The sequence below is a fragment of the Rhizobium sp. NZLR11 genome (assembly GCF_019685115.1).
Lineage (GTDB): Bacteria > Pseudomonadota > Alphaproteobacteria > Rhizobiales > Rhizobiaceae > Rhizobium.
On the sequence record NZ_JABDWD010000029.1, the window covers coordinates 41,782 to 63,579 of the forward strand.

A 21,798-nucleotide genomic window follows, 5' to 3' on the forward strand; every position below is an offset into this window, starting at 1 on the left:
GTATCAGATTGTCACTGTCATGACTATCCGTATTGGCCGATAAGCGTGAAAGCAAAAAGGAGTGCAGCGCATCATGGAGCGCGAGATGGACCGCATGACGTCGGGATGGATCAATGGCTTTATCGGGGTGGTGATCTTCAGCGGATCGCTGCCGGCCACCCGTGTGGCGGTGATGCAGTTCGATCCGGTCTTCTTGACCGTGGCGCGTGCGGCGATCGCTGGCGTTCTGGCGCTTGGCCTGCTGATCGCTTTCAGAGAGAAGCGGCCGAGCCGGCGCGACATCCTCTCGCTTGCCATCGTCGCGCTCGGCGTCGTGGTCGGTTTTCCCCTGCTGACGGCGCTGGCGCTGCAGCACGTCACGTCAGCGCATTCCATCGTCTTCATCGGGCTGCTGCCGCTCTCGACGGCGGTCTTCGGCGTGATCCGCGGCGGCGAACGCCCGAAGCCGGCATTCTGGCTGTTCTCCATTCTCGGTAGCGCGCTGGTGGCGGGTTTCGCATTGATGCAGGGTCTGACCGCGTCGCCGGTCGGCGATCTTTTGATGCTGGCGGCGATCATCGTCTGCGGCCTCGGTTATGCCGAAGGCGGCCGGCTTTCGCGCACGTTCGGCGGATGGCAGGTGATTTCCTGGGCGCTGGTGCTGTCGCTGCCAGTCATGGTCGCGGTTGCGCTGTTCCATCGGCCGGCGAGTTTTGCCGGCATCGAAACGCCGGCGCTCGTCGGCCTTGCCTATGTCTCGCTGTTTTCGATGCTGATCGGCTTCATCTTCTGGTACCGCGGCCTGTCGCAAGGCGGCATCGCCGCCGTCGGCCAGCTGCAGCTGCTCCAGCCTTTCTTCGGCTTGGCGCTCGCCGCCACCCTGCTGCACGAACCCGTGACCTGGGCGATGCTCGCCGTGACGGTCGCCGTCATCCTGTGCGTCGTGGGTGCACGCAGGTTTGCGCGCTAGGGGAGAGTCCCGAAGCGGTCTCAGTCAGGTTTGATCGAAGGCTTCGGGCTGCAATTGCCCGATCCTCATCAGATGTTGCAGCGTGTATGACATCGACAGAGCATCGTCGAGCCCGTCATGCGCCCGTAGCGGAGGATGGTCGACGCCGAAATAGTCGGCCAGTTTGTTGCTAGGCGTCTTTGCCAAGTCCTCGATCGGCATGCCCGCAGCAATGAGAAGCTTGACGGCGTTGTCGAACCGATGGGCGGGGATGGAAGGTGGAATGCCTGCAATATAGCAACTGATGGCCATCATGTTCAGCTCATCCTTGCCCCACGACCAAAACCGGGCGCCGTCCGAGAAGCTGTCGACACCGGAAAGCGCATCCTGCAATGCCACGCCATGAGCATCGATGTCTTCTCCGGAAATGCTCGTCAGATCGGTGAAGTAAGGATCGAGCGGATATCTTTTGCCGAGGCGGTCGATGGGCCTGACATAAGACTTGTATGTATCCAGGATCGGATACTCTCCCTCGAGGCCGAGCTTGACGGCGCCGATCATTGCAACGACGGGGTCGGGATCGTGGGCCGCGCACCAAAATCTGCGTTGCGAGCCTTCGAGGCAGAGAAATTCACAGTCGAATATGATGGCGGTCTTCATTGTCGGCATTCCCTCCAGGCTGGTAGCCGGCACGGAAATTCCCGCACCGGTCTATACGTCGGCGGTCACAAAGCCGCCGCTCAATCGTCAGCAAATGGCCCCGTTACCGCCGCACCGTGCCCTCTTAGAGGTTCCATCGTCGCGACCTCGCCAGCCCTTGAGCGGCTGAGCGATCGACCGAGGCGGTCTTGCTGCCGACAAATCATGCACGTGAAAAAGGAACGAATATGATCACTCGTTACACACCCGTCGCAACGATGACCGCTGCGGTCTTCAGCCTGCTTGCTTTCAGCCCGGCCTCCGCTGCTGAGATGGCCCAGGCACAACAGCAGCCGTCGGCACAAGCGCAGCCGCCGGCACAGGGTCAGGCGCCGATGCAGGGACAACCCGGCGGCAACGGTGCGCCCGCCGCCGTCAGCGATCAGAAAATCGAGGCCTTTGCCGTTGCCTATCTGCAGGTCGACAAGGTCCGGCAGGAATATTCGGCCAAGATCGGCGCGACGAAGGACGAGGCTGGCAAGCAGAAGCTGCAGGCAGAAGCCAAGAAGCAGATGGTCGACACCGTCGAAGCCTCGAACGGCATCTCCGTCGAGGAATACTCCTCGATCCTGACGGCCGCGCAGAGCGACCCGGCTCTGGCCAAGAAAGTGCTGGAAAAGATCGGCACGCCGCCGCCGGGGCAGCAGCAGCAATAGGCTTAAACCGAAACGACGGGGCGGGCGGGCTGAAAGTCCACTTCGCAAGCACTTCCCGCGCCCGCCCCAATTCTGATGCGGCCTACTTGGCGGGCACGACCAGCGCCTCGCCCTTGCGCACGATGTAGGTCGCCAGCTCCGAAGCCTCGCCGTTGCCGACGTTCTTTGCCGAGTGCACCACGCCCGACGGAATGAACAGGGACTGGCCGGCCTTGAGCGTCACCGGCTGCCTGCCTTCGAGCTGATATTCCAGCGTTCCCTCGAGAACAAAGGCGATCTCTTCGCCAGGATGCGAATGCTTTGGCGCGAGAACGCCGGGAGCGAAATCGACGCGCACCTGAACGCCCTCATGGCCGGGCACGTCGATATCGTTTTTGATCAGATCGGTGCGTTGCAGCGGCTGTTCCGCATGCGCTGCCGTGGCGGCGCCCAGAGCGAGGGCGAGCGCCATAGCCTGGATCATTTTCATCGTGTCATCCTTCCTAAATTGACCTTTCCGGCTCGTTGGCCGCAAGGGCATTTCAGTCGATAATTGAACCGGGGATGTGTCGGGAAATCGGCATTTTTGTAAGCGAGTGTATCTAGGCAGCGGCGGCTCCGGGCTGTTCGGGTGGCGGGATTTTATCTTCTGTCCTGCCGTGCAAGCCCCCCTCTGGCCTGCCGGCCATCTCCCCCACAGGTGGGGAGATTGGCAAGTGGCTAAACCTTCCCGCCCGTCTACCGTTCGGCATGCTGTGACGCTTGTTGTTTTGGGAAGCCCTTGCGCCAGGCGATCTCCCCACCTGTGGGGGAGATGCCCGGCAGGGCAGAGGGGGGCTTGTAAGGTAGGACAATCCGGCCGATTCCCGTACCTCAAGCCGCCGACGTTGAGCCTCTAACCCCAGCCAGCGTCGCAATATCCGTCACACCACCCGATGACTCGAAGTCGAAGATCTTCTGGGTCACCAGCGCAGCCGCACCCCGGGCCCAGGAATTGTCCTCCCAGTCGGGCAGCAGCGGCGGCGCGGTCCTGAAGGTGCGGGCGGCCAGCGCCTCGCGCAGCGGCGTCAGGAAAGGGTCGCCGAGGGAGACGGCTTCGCCGCCGGCGACGATGACCTCGGGATCGGTGATGTTGACGAGATTGGCAAGGGCAGTGCCGATGCCGCGGCCGGAATCTCCGACAAGGGCGAGGGCGGTGGCGTCGCCTGATGCGAGCGCCTTGCGGAGATCGGGAAGACCGAGTTCGTCGCGGCCGATTGCCTCCCGCCAGCGCCGGAGCATCGAGATTTCGGAGTGATAGGCCATCAGACAGCCGCGCTTGCCGCATTCGCAGAGCCGGCCGTTCTCCTCGAAAAGCGTGTGGCCGAACTTGCCGGCAGCACCATTGGCGCCGCGATAGAGCTTGCCGTCGATGACAAGTGCACAGCTGATGCCGACGCCGACGGCCAGCACCGCCATGTTGCGGTGCTGGCGGCCGAGGCCGAAGAGCTGCTGGGCAATGGCATAGGCGTTGGTGTCGTCCTCCAGCCAGACCGGCACGTGGACGCGGGCCGCGACCAGCGCGGCGAGGGGGACGTTGTTCCAGCTGAAGCGGTGGCTGCGCACGCAGGCTGTCTGCTCGTGATTGATGACACCGGGCATGGAGATGCCGATGCCGGCGAGCCGGGCGTCGGGCCGGCCGGCGAGCTTCACCAGTTCGGGCACGGTGGCCGCCAAGAGGTCGGCGACCTGATCAGGGTCGTGGCCGTTAAGGCTGACCCGCATGGCGGCGACCGGGTTGGTGGCAAGGTCGGTTGCCACGCACTCGACCGAATCCACCATGAGTTTGAAGCCGACGGCAAGCGCGTGTTCGTAGTTGATATCCACCGGGATCGGCCGGCGGCCCGTGAGGCCGGGCACGGTCTTGCCCTCGATGACGATGCCTTCCTCCAGAAGGTCGGTGACGACGAAGGTGACGGCGGCCGGACTTAAGCCGATGACGGTGGCGATATCGGCGCGGCTTCTCGGCCCCTCGCGCCTGAGAAGGTTAAGAATGAGGCGTCGGTTCATGGCTCTCGCCGTGGTCTGGTCGCCTTTTAACTTCACGATGCATTCCTTAATTTTGTAAATTAATTATTGCGGGCCGAAAAGATCTATGCATAAGTTCGGCCGCGGATCAACTCAGCCAAGCGGATTATCGCTGGAATTGCGGGTCGATCGCATGTGTTGAAGGCCTGGTCGGTCGTTTCATGGAGGAGGCGGCGGTCGGGAGATATCGATCGATCAACTGGGAGGAATTCAATGACATTTTTGAAGCAATTTCCGTCGACCACCCGCAGACGCTTCCTGAAGGGCGCGGGCCTGGTTTCCGCCGCGGCTGTTACCGGCAGCTTCCCGATCCCGGCGATCGCGCAGGCGCAGGAGGTGACGATGATCTCCGCCGAAAACAATGGTGCGGCGCTCGACGCGCTGAAGGCGATCGCCGCGGGCTTCAGCAAGGAAGCCGGGGTCAACGTCGTCATCAACAACATGGACCACGAGGCCCACAAGACGGCCATCCGCAACTATCTGGTGGCCGGTGCCCCTGACGTCTGCTCCTGGTTTTCGGGAAACCGCATGCGCGCCTTCGTCAAGCGCGGCCTGTTCGACGATATTTCCGATCTCTTCGAGAAGGAAAAGTACAAGGACGTGCTCGGTGCGACCGCAGGGGCCGTCACCGAAGACGGCAAGCAATATGGCCTTCCCACAGGCGGCACGCTCTGGGGCATGTTCTACCGCAAGGATGTGTTTGCCGAGCATGGCCTGACGGTGCCGACGACGGCGGAAGAGTTCATGGCCTATGGCGAAAAGTGCAAGGCGGCCGGCATCACACCGGTGGCGATGGGCACCAAGGAATTGTGGCCGGCGGCCGGCTGGTTCGACCAGATGAACCTGCGCATCAACGGACTCGACAAACACATGGCGCTGATGAACGGCGAGATGAGCTATCTCGACCCGTCGCTGACCCCAGTTTTCGACCAGTGGGAAGCGATGATTTCCAAGGAGTTCTTCACGGCGAACCATACCTCCTTCGGCTGGCAGGAGGCGGCGGCGCTCCTGGCGCAGAAGAAGGCCGGCATGATGAATTTGGGCGCCTTCCTGCGCTCGGCCTTCACTGCCGAGGACCTGCCGCAGCTCGCCTATGCGACCTTCCCGGTGCTCGACCCCAAGGTCGGCCACTTCGAGGAATTCTCGGTCAATTCGATCCACATTCCCGCCAAGGCCAAGAACAAGCAGGGCGCGCGCGAATTCCTCGCCTATTTCTACAAGCCCGAGAACCTGGCTGCCTATCTGGAGCCGGGCGGCAACGTGCCGCCGCGTCATGACCTGCCGCCGAGCAAGGACCCGCTGGTCAATGTCGCCGTCGAGGTCATGAAAACGGTGCAGGGCACGTCGCAATATTACGACCGCGACAGCGACCCCGATATGGCCCAGGCAGGCCTCGTCGGTTTCCAGGAGTTCATGGCCAAGCCCGACCGACGCAAGGCGATCCTCACGCGGCTCGAGGGGACGCGTAAGCGGATCTATAAGATTTAGAGTTCTCCTCCCGGAGACGCTGGGAGTGGGCCTGTGCCCGCTCCCGAGGGGCGGCGGTATACGCACCGCCGCTCCAAAATGTGGAGGTGTCCTCCACACCTTCCGGAGCAGGCATAGGCCAACTCCTGTCATAATTGAGGCTCCAGAGATGTTAATGCTATGGCGCCGCCAGCGTTGGTGGCTTACCCCGACTTTGCTCATCGCGCCGGCGATCGTGCTGTTTTCTACCGTCATCCTGCTATCGGCCGTCCGCAGCGTCTGGATCAGTCTGCACGACTGGGATGGGTTCGGCCCGATGGTCTGGATCGGCTTCGGCAATTACGTCGAGCTCTATAACGATCCGCAATTTTACGTGTCGCTTAAGAACAATCTGATCTGGCTCGTCATGTTCATGGCCGCGCCGCCGATCGGGCTAGCCATCGCGCTCCTGGTCAACCAGAAAATCCGCGGCATGCGCTTTCTGAAGTCGCTGTTCTTCATTCCGCTGGTGCTGGCCTCGGTCACCGTCGGCGTCGTGTTCACCTGGGTCTATACGCCGGAATTCGGGCTGCTGGCGCTGATCTTCAAGGCGTTCGGGGCGACGGCGCCAGCGGTGCTCTCTGATGAGCATTTCGTCACCTTCGCCATCGTCATCGCCGCCCTCTGGCCGCAGGTCACCTTCTGCATGGTGCTTTATCTCGCCGGCCTCAACAATCTCAGTGAAGAGCTGATCGGTGCGGGGCGCGTCGACGGGGCGAGGGGCTGGAACATGCTGTGGCACATCGTGCTGCCGCAACTGACCCAGGTGACCTTCATCGCCATCGCCGTCACGGTGGTCGGGGCGCTCCGCTCCTTCGACATGGTGTCGGTGATGACATCAGGCGGGCCGTTCGGCTCTTCCTCGGTTCTCGCCTACCAGATGTTCGAGCAGTCGATCTTCTCCTACCGCTTCGGTTACGGCGCGGCGATCGCCTCGGTGCTGTTCGTGATCATGGCCGTGTTCATCGTCTGGTACCTCACCCGCATCATCCGTACCGAAGAGAGGGGAGGCTGATGTATCCTCGTCCCATTCCCGAGGCCGCCGTCTGGCAGCGCCGCCTCTATGTGCTTACCGTCATCATCGTGCTGCTGCTCTGGCTCTGCCCGCTGTTTGCGATCATCCTCACCTCGTTCCGCTCGACCGAGGATGTCATGGGCGGCAATCTGTGGGGATGGCCGACCGGCATCGGCGTGATCGACAATTACACTGCGGTCTTCACCCAGACGCCGATGGCCCGTTATTTCCTCAACAGCCTGATCATCACCATTCCCTCGGTGATCGGCGTGCTGGCGCTCTCGACGCTCGCCGGCTACGTGCTGTCGCGTTACCGCTTTCGCGGCAACATGCTGATCTTCGCGCTGTTTGTCGGCGGCAATTTCCTGCCGCACCAGATCATGATGATCCCGGTGCGCGACCTGATGGTGCGGCTCGACCTGATCGATACGACGGCGGCGCTGATCATCTTCCACGTCGCCTTCCAGACCGGTTTTGCGACACTGTTCATGCGCAATTTCATCGCCGCACTGCCCGATGAACTGTTCCAGGCGGCCCGCGCCGAAGGCGCCTCTCCCTTCCAGACGCTCATCCATGTGGCGATCCCGCTGGTGCGGCCGGCGCTGGCCGCACTCGCCATCCTGATCTTCACCTTCATCTGGAACGACTATTTCTGGGCCGTGGTGCTGACCGTCAGCGATAGCGTCAAGCCGGTGACGGCAGGCCTTGCCAATCTGCGCGGCGAATGGGTCTCGGCCTGGAACCTGATTTCCGCAGGCACCATCGTCGTCGCCGTGCCGCCGGTGGTGATGTTCTTCCTGATGCAACGGCATTTCATCGCCGGCCTGACCATGGGGGCGGTGAAGGGATGAGTGCCGCATTTTTCGTTTCAACAAGAGAGGGCCAGGACATGACCAGTCTCGAACTTCGGCAGATCAACAAGAATTACGGCGCCTATCATGCGCTACGCGGCATCGACCTTTCGGTCGCGCAAGGCGAGTTCATCGTCATGGTCGGTCCATCAGGCTGCGGCAAATCCACGCTTTTGAAATCGATCGCCGGCCTGGAGGAGATTTCCTCCGGCCAGATCCTGATCAACGGCCGCGATGTCAGCAAGCAGGAACCGGGCGATCGCGGCATCGCCATGGTCTTCCAGTCCTATGCGCTCTATCCGCACATGACAGTGGCGGAGAACATGGGCTTCGGCCTGCGCATGGCCAAGCGCCCGAAGGCCGAGATCGAGGCGGCCGTGGCGCGCGCAGCCAAGATCCTCCGGATCACCGATCAGCTCGACAAGCGGCCGAAGCAGCTGTCCGGCGGCCAGCGGCAGCGCGTGGCGATCGGCCGGGCGATCACCCGCTCGCCCGAGGTCTTCCTGTTCGACGAGCCGCTGTCGAACCTCGATGCGGCGCTTAGAACCCAGATGCGCGTCGAGCTCAGCAGCCTGCATGCCGAGCTTGGCGCCACCATGGTCTATGTCACCCATGACCAGGTGGAGGCGATGACCATGGCAAGCCGGATCGTCGTCCTCAACCGGGGGGTGATCGAGCAGGTCGGCTCGCCATTGGAGCTTTACCGCAATCCCGACAATCTTTTCGTCGCCGGCTTCCTCGGCGCGCCACGGATGAATTTCCTCGGCGTCACCGTCGACGACGTGTCCGGCCGCAACGTGACGGTTTCGGCGCCCGGTCTCGTGCCGGTGACAGTGGAACTGGCGCAGGCGACGGCGCTGTCGAAAGGCACCAGCCTGACCCTCGGCGTTCGTCCGGAGACGATATCGATGGTCGCCGATGCCAGTCAGGGTGGGGCGATCGAAGGCCAGGTCCGGCTGGTCGAGCATCTCGGCCGCGAGACCATCCTCTATGTCGACGCCGGCAATATGCGGACCATCGCTTCGGAAAGCGGCACCGGCAACATCACGGTGCAGCTGAGTTACGTCGCGCCCTTTGCCGCCGAGCAGAAGGTGGCGCTGAAGCTCGACGCCAGCGAGCTCTATCTCTTTTCATCCGAAGGCGGCCGCACGATCAGCGCCCGCAAGACCATTCTCGACAGATAGGAAAGACCATCCCGTGTCCGACAAGACCCTCTCCGTATGGAACACCGTCAAGACCGACCGCTTCCTCGTCGGCGCCCCGCATTATCCCGAGCATGTCGATGAAAGCTATTGGGAGCGCGACGCCGAGCGTATGGCGAAGGCCGGCTTCAACACCGTCAGAATGGCCGAATTCGCCTGGCATATTCTCGAGCCGAAGCTCGGCGCCTTCGACTTCGATCTCTTCGACCGCGCCATCGCCATGCTCGGCCGCTACGGCATCGATACGATCCTATGCACCCCGACGGCGACGCCGCCGCGCTGGCTGACCGTGGCCCATCCCGAGGTCCTCCGGGTCGACGGCAAGGGCCGCCCGATGAGCCACGGTTCGCGCCAGCACTGCGACACGGCAAGCCCTGTCTTGCGTGAACACAGCCGGCGCATCACCAAGGCGATGGCCGAGCACTATCGCGACAATCCGCATGTCGTCGGATGGCAGACCGACAATGAGCTGAACACCAGCATGCCGGAGAGCTTTTCCGAGGCGACGCTCACCGAATTCCAGGCTTACCTTGCCGACACATACGGCGAGATCGGCAAGCTCAACCGCGCCTGGGGCGGCGATTTTTGGGCGACGGCCTATGATGGTTTCGACCAGGTGGTGCTGCCGATCGAATTCGGCCCGACCTTTCCAAGCCCCGGCCATCTGCAGGATTACCACCGCTTCCTCGCCTTCTCGACGGCGCGCTTCCAGCACGACCAGGTCGAGATCCTGCGCGCGGTGAAATCCGCCTGGTTCATCTTCCACAATCTCGGCGGCCTGCGGGATATCGATTTCCGCGGCCAGTTCAGCAAGGATCTCGATTTCGTCGGCTATGATATCTATCCGATGCTCTATGACGAGTTCCAGCGGCTCGGCAACCACGCCAAGGTGCAGGCGCTGCACCTCGATATCTGCCGCGGCTTCTCCGGCAACTACTTCGTGCCCGAGCAGCAATCGGGCTTCGGCAGCCAGCCGGGCTTCTGCACGCTGACGCCGGAACCGGGCGAGCTACGCCGCATGGCGCTGTCTTCGGTCGCTCACGGCGCCGACGGCTTGATGTTCTTCCGCTGGCGTCCGGCCCATTTCGGCGCCGAGATCTACTGGATGGGCATCATCGACCATGACGATGTCGCCCGCCACCGCTATGAGGAAGCCAAGCGCTTCGCCACCGAGATGATTGCGCTGCAGCCGAAGATCCTCGGCACCTATGTGCGCATGGATGTCGGCATCGCCGGTTCGGATTTCGACAACCAGGAAGCTCACAAGACCTATCCGATCGGCCTGCCGAGCCCGCAGGACGATGCGATCCTGCTGCACCAGCATTGCTATGATCGCGGTATCGCCTGCGGCTTCATCCATCCCGAGGACGATCTTTCCAGGTTGAAGCTCTTCTATGTCCCCCATTGGGTGATGTGGAAGGACGAATGGACGGCGAAGCTCGAAGCCTTCGCGGCGGCGGGCGGCACCGTCGTCATCGGCGCCCGCACCGGCACCCGCAATGAAGACAACCACGTCATCCGCGAGACCGCCCCCGGCACCACCCTTTCGAAGCTGACTGGCGTGTGCGTCGAAGATTTCGGCCGTCTGACCGCGCCGGGCGCCAACGGCCTGTTCGACGTGATGGAGCGCTCGGGCGGGCTCGTCATCCCGCCGAACAAGCCGGCCGAATCCCATCGCCGCGAACGCCGCTTCAAGATCGGCAACCGCGAAATCACCGCCGGCCACTTCTATGAAAACCTCGCCGTCGACGGCGATGTCGAAGTGATCGCCGCCTGGTCCAACCGCTATGCCGAAGGCCAGGCGATGGCAACCTCCCGCAAGGTCGGCAAGGGGCAGGTGGTCTATCTCGGCACCTATCTCACGCCTGAACTGACCGAGGCGCTCACTGAACGCCTCTTTCCCCAGGCCGGGATCGAACCGCTGGTCGGCGGTCTGCCCGAAGGCGTGGAGGTGACGATGCGGATGAATGAGGAACGGCGGCTGCTCTTCGTGCAAAACTATACCGACCAGCCGGCGTCTATCGACGGCGTGCCGGCCGGGCGGGACCTGCTGGATGGGGAGAAGCCGGTGACGGGTAGGCTGGATCTTGGAGGCTATGGCTGTGCGATTGTTGAGCTGGAGGGGTGAGGCCGTGGCGCACCGCCCGTCCTTCGAGGCCCCTGCGGGGCGCCTCAGGATGAGGCTCTATGGGGCGCTGGCGCGAGACGGTGTCGTAACAGTAGACGTAGCAAAACCACGGCATTCCACCACCTGTAATTGGGCGCGGCACTCTCCAACCTCCCTCATCGGACAGAGGTTTCGCAGCATGCGTTGCCCCGGCGTCCGTAAGCGATAGGCTTCGGGTAGTGGCGTCCATTATCCGACTGGTGTGCTCGCCGGATGGTGTGCCGGAGCCGCATGGGCAAGTGTGTGCTGGTAGGTCGGTCGAAGTTATCTGAATGGCGGCGCGGATAGAGGCAGGTGAAGCGGGAGGAATTGTCTACGGTATTTTGTCGTCGACGGTTTTTCACCCGGCATGTTGATAGGGGTAGCCTCATTGCTGCAAAGCGCACAACCGCGACAATTGCGATTGCGCCCAGTCGCGAGCGGTTTGTTGAGTATTTTCGAGACCAGACAGAAGGCCACCGATTTCTCCGCTGATTTGGATATCGGAATCCAAAATCCGACATGCGGCGGTATCAAGGGACACGGTAGCCAAAACGTCACTATCAAGCTGTGGCAACTGAATGAGGTCCTCAGAACCGGACTCACACGTCAACACTGCCCTTGCCGAAAGAGTACTGACACCACTCGGAAAAGTACAAATCTTCACCGAAACGAGCTGAAATCTGGCGGTTTGATTAGGGCCAATAGGAATCTGTTCGCACAATTGTAGCGTGGCAATTGATCGGGCGATCGCAGGCCACTCAGGGCGATCGAGTGGCGATCGGCATTCTGCGAACGCTGGCGCGTGAAACAAAACGGCGACGGCGAACGGAATACAAAGAGCCTTGATACCGTTCCCAAGCGATTTGCTCATTGTCGGTCCTTTGCGCAACGGCCTCAGGGTGCCCTGTTGTAAATCGTTATTAGGGTGGAATCGCGGCACCCCCGATGACGTCGTCTGGACCTTAATATCCTGGCCGACGGGAGGCGGTGGGGAGCCCTCTTGGTCACATTCCATTATCACATGAATGCCGCCCGCTTCCCGGCTTACAAAGACCTCTCCGGCGTCGACTTCACTACCAGCGAGATAAATGAAGCAACGGTGCGAGTTCATGGATGCGGCGCAGAATGTTGTGCTTATCGGCAGGCCCGGAACAGGCAAAACCCATGTTGCGACTGCCCTTGGCGTTCAGGCGAAAGGTCCGCTTCTTCTCCACGATCGAATTGGTCATCGCGCTTGAGCAGGAGAAGGTAAAGGGCAAGGCGGGGCCTTCGTCTCGGCCAAACCGGGATTGTAGTGGGAGCTTTCCCCTGGTGGGATCGTCCGATTGCGCATGCTTTGCGGCCGACAGCGGAAGCTTTTGGTCCCTGATGCTACCCTGTCACAGCTCCTTCATTGGCCGGTCTGGCAAGAGCGGCAAATTTAGCCAGCACGCCTGCGGTATATCGGGGTTTCGGTTGTTTCCATTCAGCACGCCGCCGCGAAATTTCTTCGTCTTGCAGATCGAGTTGCAGCAGCTTGCGATGCGCATCGATGGTAATTGGATCACCTTCGCGAACCAGCGCAATCGTGCCTCCGACAAAAGCTTCCGGGGTGACGTGGCCGACGACCATGCCCCAGGTCCCGCCCGAGAATCGTCCGTCCGTGATCAGCCCCACGCTATCGCCAAGGCCCCGGCCGATGATCGCGGCTGTCGGGGCGAGCATTTCCGGCATGCCAGGACCACCCTTTGGCCCGAGGTAGCGGAGGACGAGTATATCGCCCGGCTTGATCTTGTCTGACAGAATGGCATCCATCGCCGATTGCTCGTCTTCGAATACGCGTGCCGGACCAGTGATCACCAGATTCTTCAGGCCAGTAATCTTGGCGACCGCCCCACCTTCCGCGAGATTGCCTTTGAGGATCGCGAGATGGCCTTCGCTATAGAGCGGCGCATCCAGGGTCCGTATGACATTCTGGTCTGCCCTTGGTTGATCCGGCACGGTCTCCAGTTCTTCAGCGATCGTGCGACCAGTGATGGTCAGGCAGTCCCCATGCAGGAGCCCGGCATTGAGCAACAGTTTCAGCACCTGGGGAATGCCGCCCGCCTGATGCAGGTCTACCGCCATATATTTTCCGGACGGCTTGAGATCGCAGATAACTGGAACCTTGCGGCGGATGCGCTCGAAATCGTCCAGAGACCATTCGACCTCGGCCGCGTGGGCGATCGCCAGGTAGTGCAGAACGGCATTGGTGGAGCCGCCGGTTGCCATGATCAGGGCCACGGCATTCTCGATGGCACTGCGCGTGACGATGTTACGAGGCGTGATACCTTTCTTCACGGCCTCGACCAGCACTCTGGCCGACGAAGCTGCACTCTCGATCTTCTCGTGGTCCGGATTGGCCATGTTCGATGAATAGAGCAACGACATGCCCAGCGCCTCGAAAGACGAACTCATGGTATTGGCCGTAAACATACCCCCGCATGAACCTGTGGAGGGACAGGCATTGCGTTCAATCCCGTCAAAATCTTCCTGGCTCATTTTTCCGGCCATGAACGCACCGACCGCCTCGAAGGAAGACACCACGGAAAGCTTTTGTCCCTTCCATCTGCCCGGCTTGATCGTCCCGCCGTAAACATAGATGGCGGGAACATTTGCCCGAAGAATTCCCATCATCCCGCCTGGCATGTTCTTGTCGCAGCCACCGATGACGAGTACCCCGTCCATCCACTGGCCCTGAACGGCAGTCTCGACACAATCGGCAATCACCTCTCGGGACACCAGCGAGTACTTCATGCCCTCGGTGCCCATGGACATACCATCAGAAATCGTCGGGGTACCGAAAACCTGGGGATTGGCTCCTGCCGCCTTGATCGCCGCGATCGCCGCATCCGCCAATGGTTGCAGTCCTGCATTGCAAGGCGTGATCGTGGAGTGCCCGTTGGCAATGCCGATCATTGGTTTTTCGAAATCGGCTTTCTTATAGCCCAGCGCATAATACATGGCACGATTGGGTGAGCGAGCCACCCCTTCGGTAATATGCTTTGATCGATCATTGAAGGGCATCACATGCCTCCGGCCTCAGTCCACGCGAACTGACGAGACGCAATCATTACCATAAGATCGTATAGATCAGTTTTCCTTTCGGCGAGCCTGTAGGACTGTTTTGGGCCGACAGCGGAAATAATTTCCGCTTCGCGCCCTCATTTCGGCCGTTGGAGCATAGCTTGCACCTGCCGCAAAGCAGACATTGTCTAGTTTCAAGGTAACGGCATCTTTGCGCCGCCGATAGCGGAAGTAAGCGTCGTCGCCTTCATGTCTCGGCGAAGCTGCTTAAATGTTTCGCAAAGCATCCTGTCTTCATTCTGGGCTATGGGCTCATCGCCACCTGAGCAAGGCGGTCCAGCGGAAAAGTCATGCGAGACTCGGGCTGGTTGACGCGTTTTGTGGAGCGACTGAAAAAGCATGGCACTGCGATCCAGACCGCCGTTCTCGCGCAGCGCATATCCGTTGATCAAGTCCTCGAACGCGTCGGGATTGTTCCCACTCGCTGTCACATCTCCGGCAGGCCGGCCTTTCGGAAACCGTCGACAAAGTGGTCTCGTACGGATGCATCGCGCAGCGGCTGGGAGCTCAGCCAATGGCCAATGGTGAAATGAGGGTGGGCGATCAGGAACAATTCGGCTTCTCGCCGCGCCTCCTCACGGTGGCCCAATTGCGCAAGCGTAGCCGCCAGGAATTTGCGTGAGTTGGTACGATACGTGTCTTTCCTGCGGAGTGTAGCGGTTGCCGCCTCATAATCACGCGCGGCGTATTGCGCCTGCCCAAGATGACAAAGATACCAGCAGGCTGGATAGGGATTGAGCCGCAGAGCTTTTTCGATCTGCGCCAGTCCGTCGGCAACCCTGCCGTCCAGCACGGAAATGTCCGACATGGCGGCCCAGGTGTCGGCGTGGTTGGGGTCCAGCTCCAGGGCCTTGGCGAAGGCGGCCTCTGATTCCTCCCATCGCCGCTCATAAGCCAAAATGGTCCCCAGAACGTAACGGCAGCCGGCATCGTTGGGATCCAGCTCGACCGCCTTCTGCGCTGACGTCGCCGCCATCCGGCGGTTGGGATCTTCGGGCTCGCCGAAATGAGCCCAGGCAAGCCAACGGTTATAGGCGAGCAGACCGAGCGCCTCGGCATATGATGGCTCGAGCTTAACCGCGCGCTGGAGCAGCATATAGGCCTCACGCTCAGTTTGCGGCGACTCTTCCGTCAGGAGGCGGGCGCGCACACACAGATCGTACGCCTCAAAGTTCTTCGGCCGATTGCGCGGCGTCGGGATGGTCAGCCGGCCGACGAGGGCTTCGACAATCTTGGCGTTAACTTCATCCTGTAACTCGAAAACATCTTCCAGCGTCCTGTCAAACCTCTCGGCCCACAAGTGCTGGCCGGCAAGCGTGTCGACCAATTGGGCATTGATGCGGACACGTCCCATGGCGCGTCTGGCGCTCCCCTCCAGGACATAGCGGACGCCGAGTTCCTGGGCGACCAGCTTTACGTCGACCGGCTTGCCCTTGTAGCCGTACACGGAATTGCGCGCGATGACGAACAGGCCAGCCGTACGGGAAAGGTCGGTGATCAGATCTTCGGTCAAGCCGTCGACGAAAGGCGCGTCCGCTTCATCCCCACTCATATTCGTGAACGGCAAGACAGCGATCGAGGGACATTCGGGCAGCGGCAATATGCTCTGCAGCGCATCCGGCCAATGCCACACGTGGATCGGGCGCGTCAGGTTCTTCAGGTAGCGTTCGCCTGCATCAAAGAACCGGTCGCTAATCTTGCCGACGATCTCGCCGTGAACATTGGCTGAAATGCAGATACCTCCTGATGCGGCCTGCGTCTCCAAGCGCGCCGCGACATTGACGCCGTCGCCGAGGACGTCTGAACCATCGTCAATGACATCTCCCAGATTGACGCCTACACGCAAAAGTAGGCGTCGATCTCCGGAAGCCTCGACAGTCGTGGTGGCCCGTTGCATTTCCAGCGCGGCTTCGACTGCGTCCACCGCGCTACCGAATTCGATTAGGAAGCCGTCGCCCATGACCTTGAAGATGCGACCGTTGTGGCGCGTCACAGCCGGCTCGATAACGCCAGAACGGAGTTCTCTGAGGTTCGCCAGCGTTGCGACTTCATCAGCCTCCATCAGGCGTGAATATCCCACCACATCGGCAACGACGATGGCAGCGAGACGACGCTGAAGAAATTGATCCGTCATGTGAGGACAAGCCCAACGACCAAATTAGCAAGTTATTGTTCAACTGCGGGTGAGTCAACAAGCCGTAAGAGGTAATGTCCAGGCGATCTCCACCTCCATCGAGCCGTCATCCTTCTTTGTGACCGACGGCGTCGCGGCGGACGACACGGAAATGAGTATCCACGGAAAGGGACGGTTCTTGAACGTCTGGCGATAGGTGGCGAGCGGTCGCATCGACTCGCGACGACAGAGTAGTAGGCAGGGAGGGAGCGCCCCACTATCGCGCAGAAGCCTTAGAGAGCGGGCTTTCTGGGATGATAGAGTGGACAATGTCCCCTAGTTGCCCCAGCCAATTTGGAACCGATCAAATCGAATCTCGCTCAACGGTTGGTTGGAGGGGCCCAGCTTTACCGAACGAAGAACGAGATGAAGCTCGGGGGAATAGTATTGTTCGAAAATGATCGGCGGCAATTCCGTCAGTTCCAGACGGCTGTTGATGGCCCAGACTTTGTAGGAACAAGATGCAATCGTTTCCTCTCCCAAGCCGTCGAACCTCATGAAAGTCGTGCCCGAAACGGATTTTTTGCCATTGATGAAAAGCGTGGTGTCGGATTGCCAGTTCTTCTTCTGCGGTAGATCGTCTAACGCAATCGCATTCGCGTATTTCAGCTCATGCGTCCCGCTGGCACTCACTCTCTTTTCGACGAGCAAGGGGTGCAAATATACAGCCGAGACCGGCTGCAACGAACCGTCGCGCTCCATCAGCCGTTGTTCGGTGAGACCCGGGCCGTCCGGCTTGTAGAATACGGAATAGAAAGGCGCCTCTCTGGTCAGCAGGACGCCCTGTTTGGTCTCATTGGCGGTTAAGCAATTGCCAAAGGCTGGTACCGCCAATGTTATTCCAACCAGTAGCGATAAACTTCTTAGCAAGATCGACATCCTAGATTCCCCTCATCCAACTCCGTATCATGGTGCTTGGGTGAAATTGGGGAAATCTAGTCTAAGTCGTCGGCCCGGGGCTCGCCCACAGCCTGACCGAACTTGACCTGATGACCTGCCATGAGAATTCGCTTGACGATTCGAACGCCTTCGCGCCGCATGCCAATACCTGCACCGAAAACATGGTGGCCTGGTTTGATACGATCACCAGCATAGAAAACACCGGCGCGACCGAAACCAACGGCGCCGACTGGGCCGCGGCAATCAAGGCGAACAACAACCAGCACCCCGATCACGATACCAGCTCATGGGCGGTGAGGGGACGTGACGACTGAGTCCAGTTCCGGCGGCTGCCGGTGCGGTGCTGGCGTTGCCGCGAAAAGCCGTCGTGCCGGGAGCAACGACAGCAACGACTTACTTTCAAGACGCTACACGGAGGGTGCCTGACGAACTGCTTTTCAGCCGCCTCGTGCCTCGACGCAGTTCGTCAGCTTCCGGCCTATAACGTTGAAAAATTTGTAGTTGGTTGTCCGGTTTTAAGCGATCATCCGCAAGCGCCGGCTCTCGCGTCCTTGTCAAATATGTATCGTCCTGAGGTTTCGTCAGCGCAGCGGTCAATATGATCGTTGGCGTCAAACAGTCCCTTCACGATCATACAAACGCTAACGAGCACGCCAAATCCTACTGCCGCTGCAATATATTTAAAAGCTCGGCGCATTTTGTTCCCGATGCACATCGCTGTCAGCGCGAAACGATATCTAAGTGCAGGCGGATCGCGCAAGCTCTCGCTTAGGCTGTGCACATCCTCCTGCGCCCGCGATGAATGCGCGGCATCCTCCCGCGCCCTCATGCTGAGGTGCGCAGCCCGCAGGGCGGAGCCTCGAAGCACGCCGCGACGCTGCTTCTTGCATTTGCCCAAGCTTGACGTTTGCAGGCTCTCCAGCGAGTTCCTAAAGCTGACGTGCTGCAGACTGGCGCAGTTGAGCAGTATCCTGGCCTCCTTCGGAGGCCGAGTTGAGGTTGGCGCCGGCACTTGTCACCGCTTCACAAACCGATAGGCGAAGCGATCGGTCTCGCCCTTGATCGAGGGATCGAGACGCATTCGCTCTCGGCTATTTCACAAGTCTGCTTAAATCCGCTTCGCAGCTCGAAGGCTGCAATCGCCACTGTGGAGCAAGCCAGCAGCAATGAAATCCAGGTCCGAAATCCTCTGCGCATGATGCATGCAGATATGAGCATTGCTGCACACGGTGTTATTGTGATCAACGCCAGCGACGTCATCTGCCGCCTTTCACATCCTGATTTGAGGTCTGCAATATCGCCAGATGCATCTATGGGCACAAGCGTATTTCAGCACGCATGTCCGTTTGAGGTTGCTGTGACTCGGGGGTGAGAAGCTCGAACGTTACGATGAGCACTTCGATCCCCACCGCACCAATTCATTCACCATACCCAGACACCCACCGTAAACGCTAATCTCACAACCCACCGAACAACCCGCCCGAACAGCCTCATTTGCCACCCATCCGCCCTACCCATTTCAACCTTCCTTAAGCGCCCACTGCTTAACGTGCCCCTCAAATCGAGGGCCTATTCCATGTTTACCGTTCTGACGTGCATCACCGAGCAGCATGATCTCACGCTGGTCGGGCTTGCGGGTCTGATCTGCTTTCTCGCAAGCCATTGCACGCTCGTTCTGCTCAATCGGGCGACATTGTCCGAGGGCGCGGTTCGCTGGGTGTGGCTGGTGACGGCGGGGGCGGCCGGCGGTTTTGGCATCTGGGCCACGCATTTCATCGCCATGCTGGCATACGATTCCGGCGTCGTCGTCGGTTACCATGCCGGATTGACGCTGGTCTCGCTGCTGGTCGCGATCGTGGCGACGACGGCGGCGGTTGCCGCCAAGATCGCCTATGACAGATGGGTGGCGAACGTCCTGGCGGGCGTGCTCTTCGGCGTGGGTATCTGGTCTATGCATTTCACCGGCATGCTGGCCATCGAATTCCCCGGTGAGATCTCGTGGAATGCGGGCTACGTGACGGCTTCGGTCGTTCTCGGCGTTGCCTTTTCGATCGCTGCCTTTCGATTTGCCGGCCGGAGCGGCCGGTCGACTTTCGGCAGGCTGGTGCCGACGGTTTTGCTGACGCTCGGCGTCGTCGCCCTGCATTTCACCGCAATGGCAGGGGTGACGGTCATTCCGGGCATCACCGCGCTCGATCCCGCCACGCTTCTTTCACCGGCACTGATGGCGGTGACGATCGCCGCCGTCACTTTTTCGCTGCTGGCGGCCGGGTTTGCGGCCGCCATTTTCGCCGTGCGTTGGCAGGCCAAGACCGCCAGGGCGGAGCGCAACTTCAAGCTCCTGGTGCAGGGGGTGACCGATTACGCGATCTATATGCTCGATCCGGATGGAAAGGTCAGCAATTGGAATGCCGGCGCCGAGCGCGCCAAGGGCTATAGAGCCGATGAGATCGTCGGCAAGGATTTCTCATTGTTCTATTCGGAGGAAGACCGCCGCAAAGGCCTGCCGCAGCAGGCGCTTCAGACCGCCCGCACTGAAGGTAAGTTCGAGGCCCAGGGGTGGCGTTATCGCAAGGACGGCTCCTCCTTCTGGGCTCATGTCGTCATTGACGCGATCTATGACGAGACCGGCCAACTGATCGGCTATGTGAAGATTACCAAGGACACCAGCAAGCAGAAGGCGGATGCCGACCGGATCGAGGAGATCACCCGCAATCTCGACGTCGCGCTCGAGAATATGGGGCAAGGCATCTGCATGTTCGACAGGGACGAGCGCCTGGTGCTTTGCAACAAGCGCTATCTCGAGATCTTCCGGTTTCCCGAAGGATCGGTGCGTCCCGGCATGGGCTACCGACAGATCGTCGACGTCGGCTATTCCGCCCATGCGGAGGATGCCGCAGAGGCATCCGTGCAGGCCGAGGCGCATTATATCAGGAACATGGCACTGATCAGATCAGGCGCCGGCAGCGCGGTTCACAAATATCCGAGCGGCATATCCATCCAACAGAACGTCAACATGCTGCCCAATGGCGGCTGGGTCGTCACCTTCGAAGACATCACCGATCGCCTGAAATCCGAGGAGCAGGTCGCCTTCCTTGCCAAGCATGACGGCCTGACCGGCATGCCGAACCGGCTGCAGTTCGGCGAGAGCGTCTCTGAGGAAATGATGATCGCCGACCGGGTGAGGGGCAACGTCGCCGTCATCGGCATCGACCTCGACAAGTTCAAGGAGATCAACGATCAGCACGGGCACGGCACCGGCGACAAGGTGCTCGTCGAGCTGGCGCGGCGTCTCGACGAGGCGCGGCAGGAGGGCGAGTTCATCGCCCGGTTCGGAGGAGACGAGTTCGCCGCGACCAAGCGCTTCGATGAGCTGAGCGCCCTGCACGATTTCATCGCGCGGCTGGAAGGCGCGCTCGCGGGGACGGTTTCCATCGACGGCTTCGAGATCAAGACCGGCGCCAGCCTCGGCGTGGCGATCTATCCGAGCGACGCCGCAAGCGTCGACGGGCTTCTCGCCAATGCCGACCTTGCGATGTACCGCGCCAAACAATCCTTGCTGCAGAGGGTCTGCTTCTACGAGGCTGCCATGGACGAGCATGCGCGCCGCCGCCGCTCGCTCGCCAAGGACCTCTGGGCCTCGATTGATCGCAGCCAGCTGCATCTGCACTATCAGGTGCAGAAATCGGTGCGAACGGGCGAGATCACCGGCTACGAGGTTCTGCTGCGCTGGCGGCATCACGAACGCGGCAACATCCCGCCGATGGATTTCATCGGCCTGGCCGAGGAATGCGGCGCGATCCTGCCGATCGGCGAATGGGTGCTGCGGGAAGCGTGCCGGGAGGCGGCGAGCTGGAACAACAGCTACAAAATCGCCGTCAACCTGTCGCCGATCCAGCTCGGCCATTCCGATATGGCGGCCGTCATATCAGACATCCTCTCGGAAACCGGTCTGAATGCCCGGCGTCTCGAAATCGAAATCACCGAAAGCTCGATCATCGTCGACAAGGACAAGGCCTTGCGGACGATGCGGCAGATCAAGGCGCTCGGCGTGTCGATCGCAATCGACGACTTCGGCACCGGCTATTCGTCGCTGGAGACGCTACGCTCCTTTCCCTTCGACAAGATCAAACTCGACAAGAGCTTCATGGCCGAGGTCGAAACCAGCCCCCAGTCAAAGGCGATCGTCAGAGCCATCCTGGCACTCGGCCGCAGCCTGGAGGTGCCGGTGCTGGCCGAAGGCGTGGAAACGCAGGCGCAGCTCGACACGCTCTTGGAAGAACAGTGCGACGAGGCGCAGGGTTATTTACTCGGAAAGCCCCAGGCGATGGGCGAGCCGGCGGTTGAGAGGGCGGCTTGAAGCGGCGTCCGGAGGGACAGGATTTTGGGTTTGACAGACGCCTGTCCGGTTCGCACCGATAACTGCCTCTCACCCTAACCCTTGTAACTTCCCTTTACCCGCTATTGGCGTAGTACTGCCTGTTGCGGTGGCGGATGGAAGACCGTTGCACCTTTGGGACACCAAGCCCGTGGGAGAGCCTGGGTCTCCGTCCGCCGTTCCATTGAAC

General features: G+C 60.7%; 15 protein-coding genes and 2 pseudogenes. 10 read left to right on the forward strand and 7 right to left on the reverse strand.

Features of this window, described 5'->3' with window-relative positions:
• Window positions 1–85 precede the first annotated feature (85 nt).
• Entirely contained in the window at window positions 86–949 is an 864-nt protein-coding gene (locus HJB83_RS30950; RefSeq protein ID WP_207584337.1) for a DMT family transporter, read from the forward strand.
• Window positions 950–973: 24 nt separating this feature from the next.
• Here HJB83_RS30950 and HJB83_RS30955 read toward each other — a convergent pair whose 3' ends face one another.
• A complete protein-coding gene (locus HJB83_RS30955) occupies window positions 974–1,588 on the reverse strand; it encodes a 3'-5' exonuclease (protein WP_207580980.1) in 615 nt (204 codons plus the stop codon).
• A gap of 227 nt (window positions 1,589–1,815) precedes the next feature.
• Here HJB83_RS30955 and HJB83_RS30960 point away from each other — a divergent pair, with 227 nt between their 5' ends.
• Window positions 1,816–2,283: a DUF4168 domain-containing protein gene (locus HJB83_RS30960; protein WP_207580979.1), complete on the forward strand. Its 468-nt coding sequence runs from the start codon at window positions 1,816–1,818 to the stop codon at window positions 2,281–2,283.
• Between the two features lie 82 nt (window positions 2,284–2,365).
• Here HJB83_RS30960 and HJB83_RS30965 read toward each other — a convergent pair whose 3' ends face one another.
• Window positions 2,366–2,752 (reverse strand): cupin domain-containing protein, encoded by a 387-nt coding sequence (locus tag HJB83_RS30965; RefSeq protein WP_207580978.1) that lies wholly within the window; start codon window positions 2,750–2,752, stop codon window positions 2,366–2,368.
• 383 nt (window positions 2,753–3,135) lie between these two features.
• On the reverse strand, window positions 3,136–4,347 hold the full coding sequence (locus tag HJB83_RS30970; protein WP_207580977.1) for an ROK family protein: 1,212 nt from the start codon (window positions 4,345–4,347) through the stop codon (window positions 3,136–3,138).
• 195 nt (window positions 4,348–4,542) lie between these two features.
• Between HJB83_RS30970 and HJB83_RS30975 the strand changes: the two genes are divergently transcribed.
• From HJB83_RS30975 to HJB83_RS30995, 5 genes are all read left to right on the forward strand, one after another.
• Window positions 4,543–5,817, forward strand: coding sequence for an ABC transporter substrate-binding protein (locus tag HJB83_RS30975; RefSeq protein ID WP_207580976.1), 1,275 nt, complete (start codon window positions 4,543–4,545; stop codon window positions 5,815–5,817).
• 148 nt (window positions 5,818–5,965) lie between these two features.
• Entirely contained in the window at window positions 5,966–6,850 is an 885-nt protein-coding gene (locus HJB83_RS30980) for a carbohydrate ABC transporter permease (RefSeq protein ID WP_207580975.1), read from the forward strand.
• Entirely contained in the window at window positions 6,850–7,701 is an 852-nt protein-coding gene (locus HJB83_RS30985; RefSeq protein WP_207580974.1) for a carbohydrate ABC transporter permease, read from the forward strand. Before HJB83_RS30980 ends, HJB83_RS30985 begins: the two co-directional genes overlap by 1 nt.
• A 38-nt stretch (window positions 7,702–7,739) precedes the next feature.
• On the forward strand, window positions 7,740–8,885 hold the full coding sequence (locus tag HJB83_RS30990; RefSeq protein WP_221116742.1) for an ABC transporter ATP-binding protein: 1,146 nt from the start codon (window positions 7,740–7,742) through the stop codon (window positions 8,883–8,885).
• 13 nt (window positions 8,886–8,898) lie between these two features.
• Window positions 8,899–11,031, forward strand: a complete 2,133-nt coding sequence (locus tag HJB83_RS30995; RefSeq protein WP_221133153.1) for a beta-galactosidase — start codon at window positions 8,899–8,901, stop codon at window positions 11,029–11,031.
• Between the two features lie 406 nt (window positions 11,032–11,437).
• Here the strand turns inward: HJB83_RS30995 and HJB83_RS31000 are convergent, their stop codons facing one another.
• On the reverse strand, window positions 11,438–11,923 hold the full coding sequence (locus tag HJB83_RS31000) for a hypothetical protein (protein WP_221116794.1): 486 nt from the start codon (window positions 11,921–11,923) through the stop codon (window positions 11,438–11,440).
• Between the two features lie 144 nt (window positions 11,924–12,067).
• On the opposite strand from HJB83_RS31000, the pseudogene HJB83_RS31005 reads away from it, so the two are divergent.
• Window positions 12,068–12,318, forward strand: a pseudogene (locus HJB83_RS31005) (ATP-binding protein); the annotation flags it as partial.
• A 105-nt stretch (window positions 12,319–12,423) separates the two neighbouring features.
• Here the strand turns inward: HJB83_RS31005 and ilvD are convergent.
• The 3 genes from ilvD to HJB83_RS31020 all read right to left on the reverse strand — a co-directional run bounded on the left by ilvD (window position 12,424) and on the right by HJB83_RS31020 (window position 17,209).
• Window positions 12,424–14,097, reverse strand: coding sequence for a dihydroxy-acid dehydratase (gene ilvD / locus HJB83_RS31010; protein ID WP_221133152.1), 1,674 nt, complete (start codon window positions 14,095–14,097; stop codon window positions 12,424–12,426).
• Window positions 14,098–14,584: 487 nt separating this feature from the next.
• Window positions 14,585–16,291, reverse strand: a complete 1,707-nt coding sequence (locus tag HJB83_RS31015) for an adenylate/guanylate cyclase domain-containing protein (protein ID WP_221133151.1) — start codon at window positions 16,289–16,291, stop codon at window positions 14,585–14,587.
• Between the two features lie 315 nt (window positions 16,292–16,606).
• Entirely contained in the window at window positions 16,607–17,209 is a 603-nt protein-coding gene (locus HJB83_RS31020; protein ID WP_207580969.1) for a hypothetical protein, read from the reverse strand.
• Between the two features lie 128 nt (window positions 17,210–17,337).
• On the opposite strand from HJB83_RS31020, the pseudogene HJB83_RS31025 reads away from it, so the two are divergent.
• A pseudogene (locus HJB83_RS31025) lies at window positions 17,338–17,544 on the forward strand (GFA family protein); the annotation flags it as partial.
• Between the two features lie 1,262 nt (window positions 17,545–18,806).
• Window positions 18,807–21,590, forward strand: coding sequence for an EAL domain-containing protein (locus HJB83_RS31030; protein ID WP_221133150.1), 2,784 nt, complete (start codon window positions 18,807–18,809; stop codon window positions 21,588–21,590).
• Window positions 21,591–21,798: the final 208 nt, after the last annotated feature.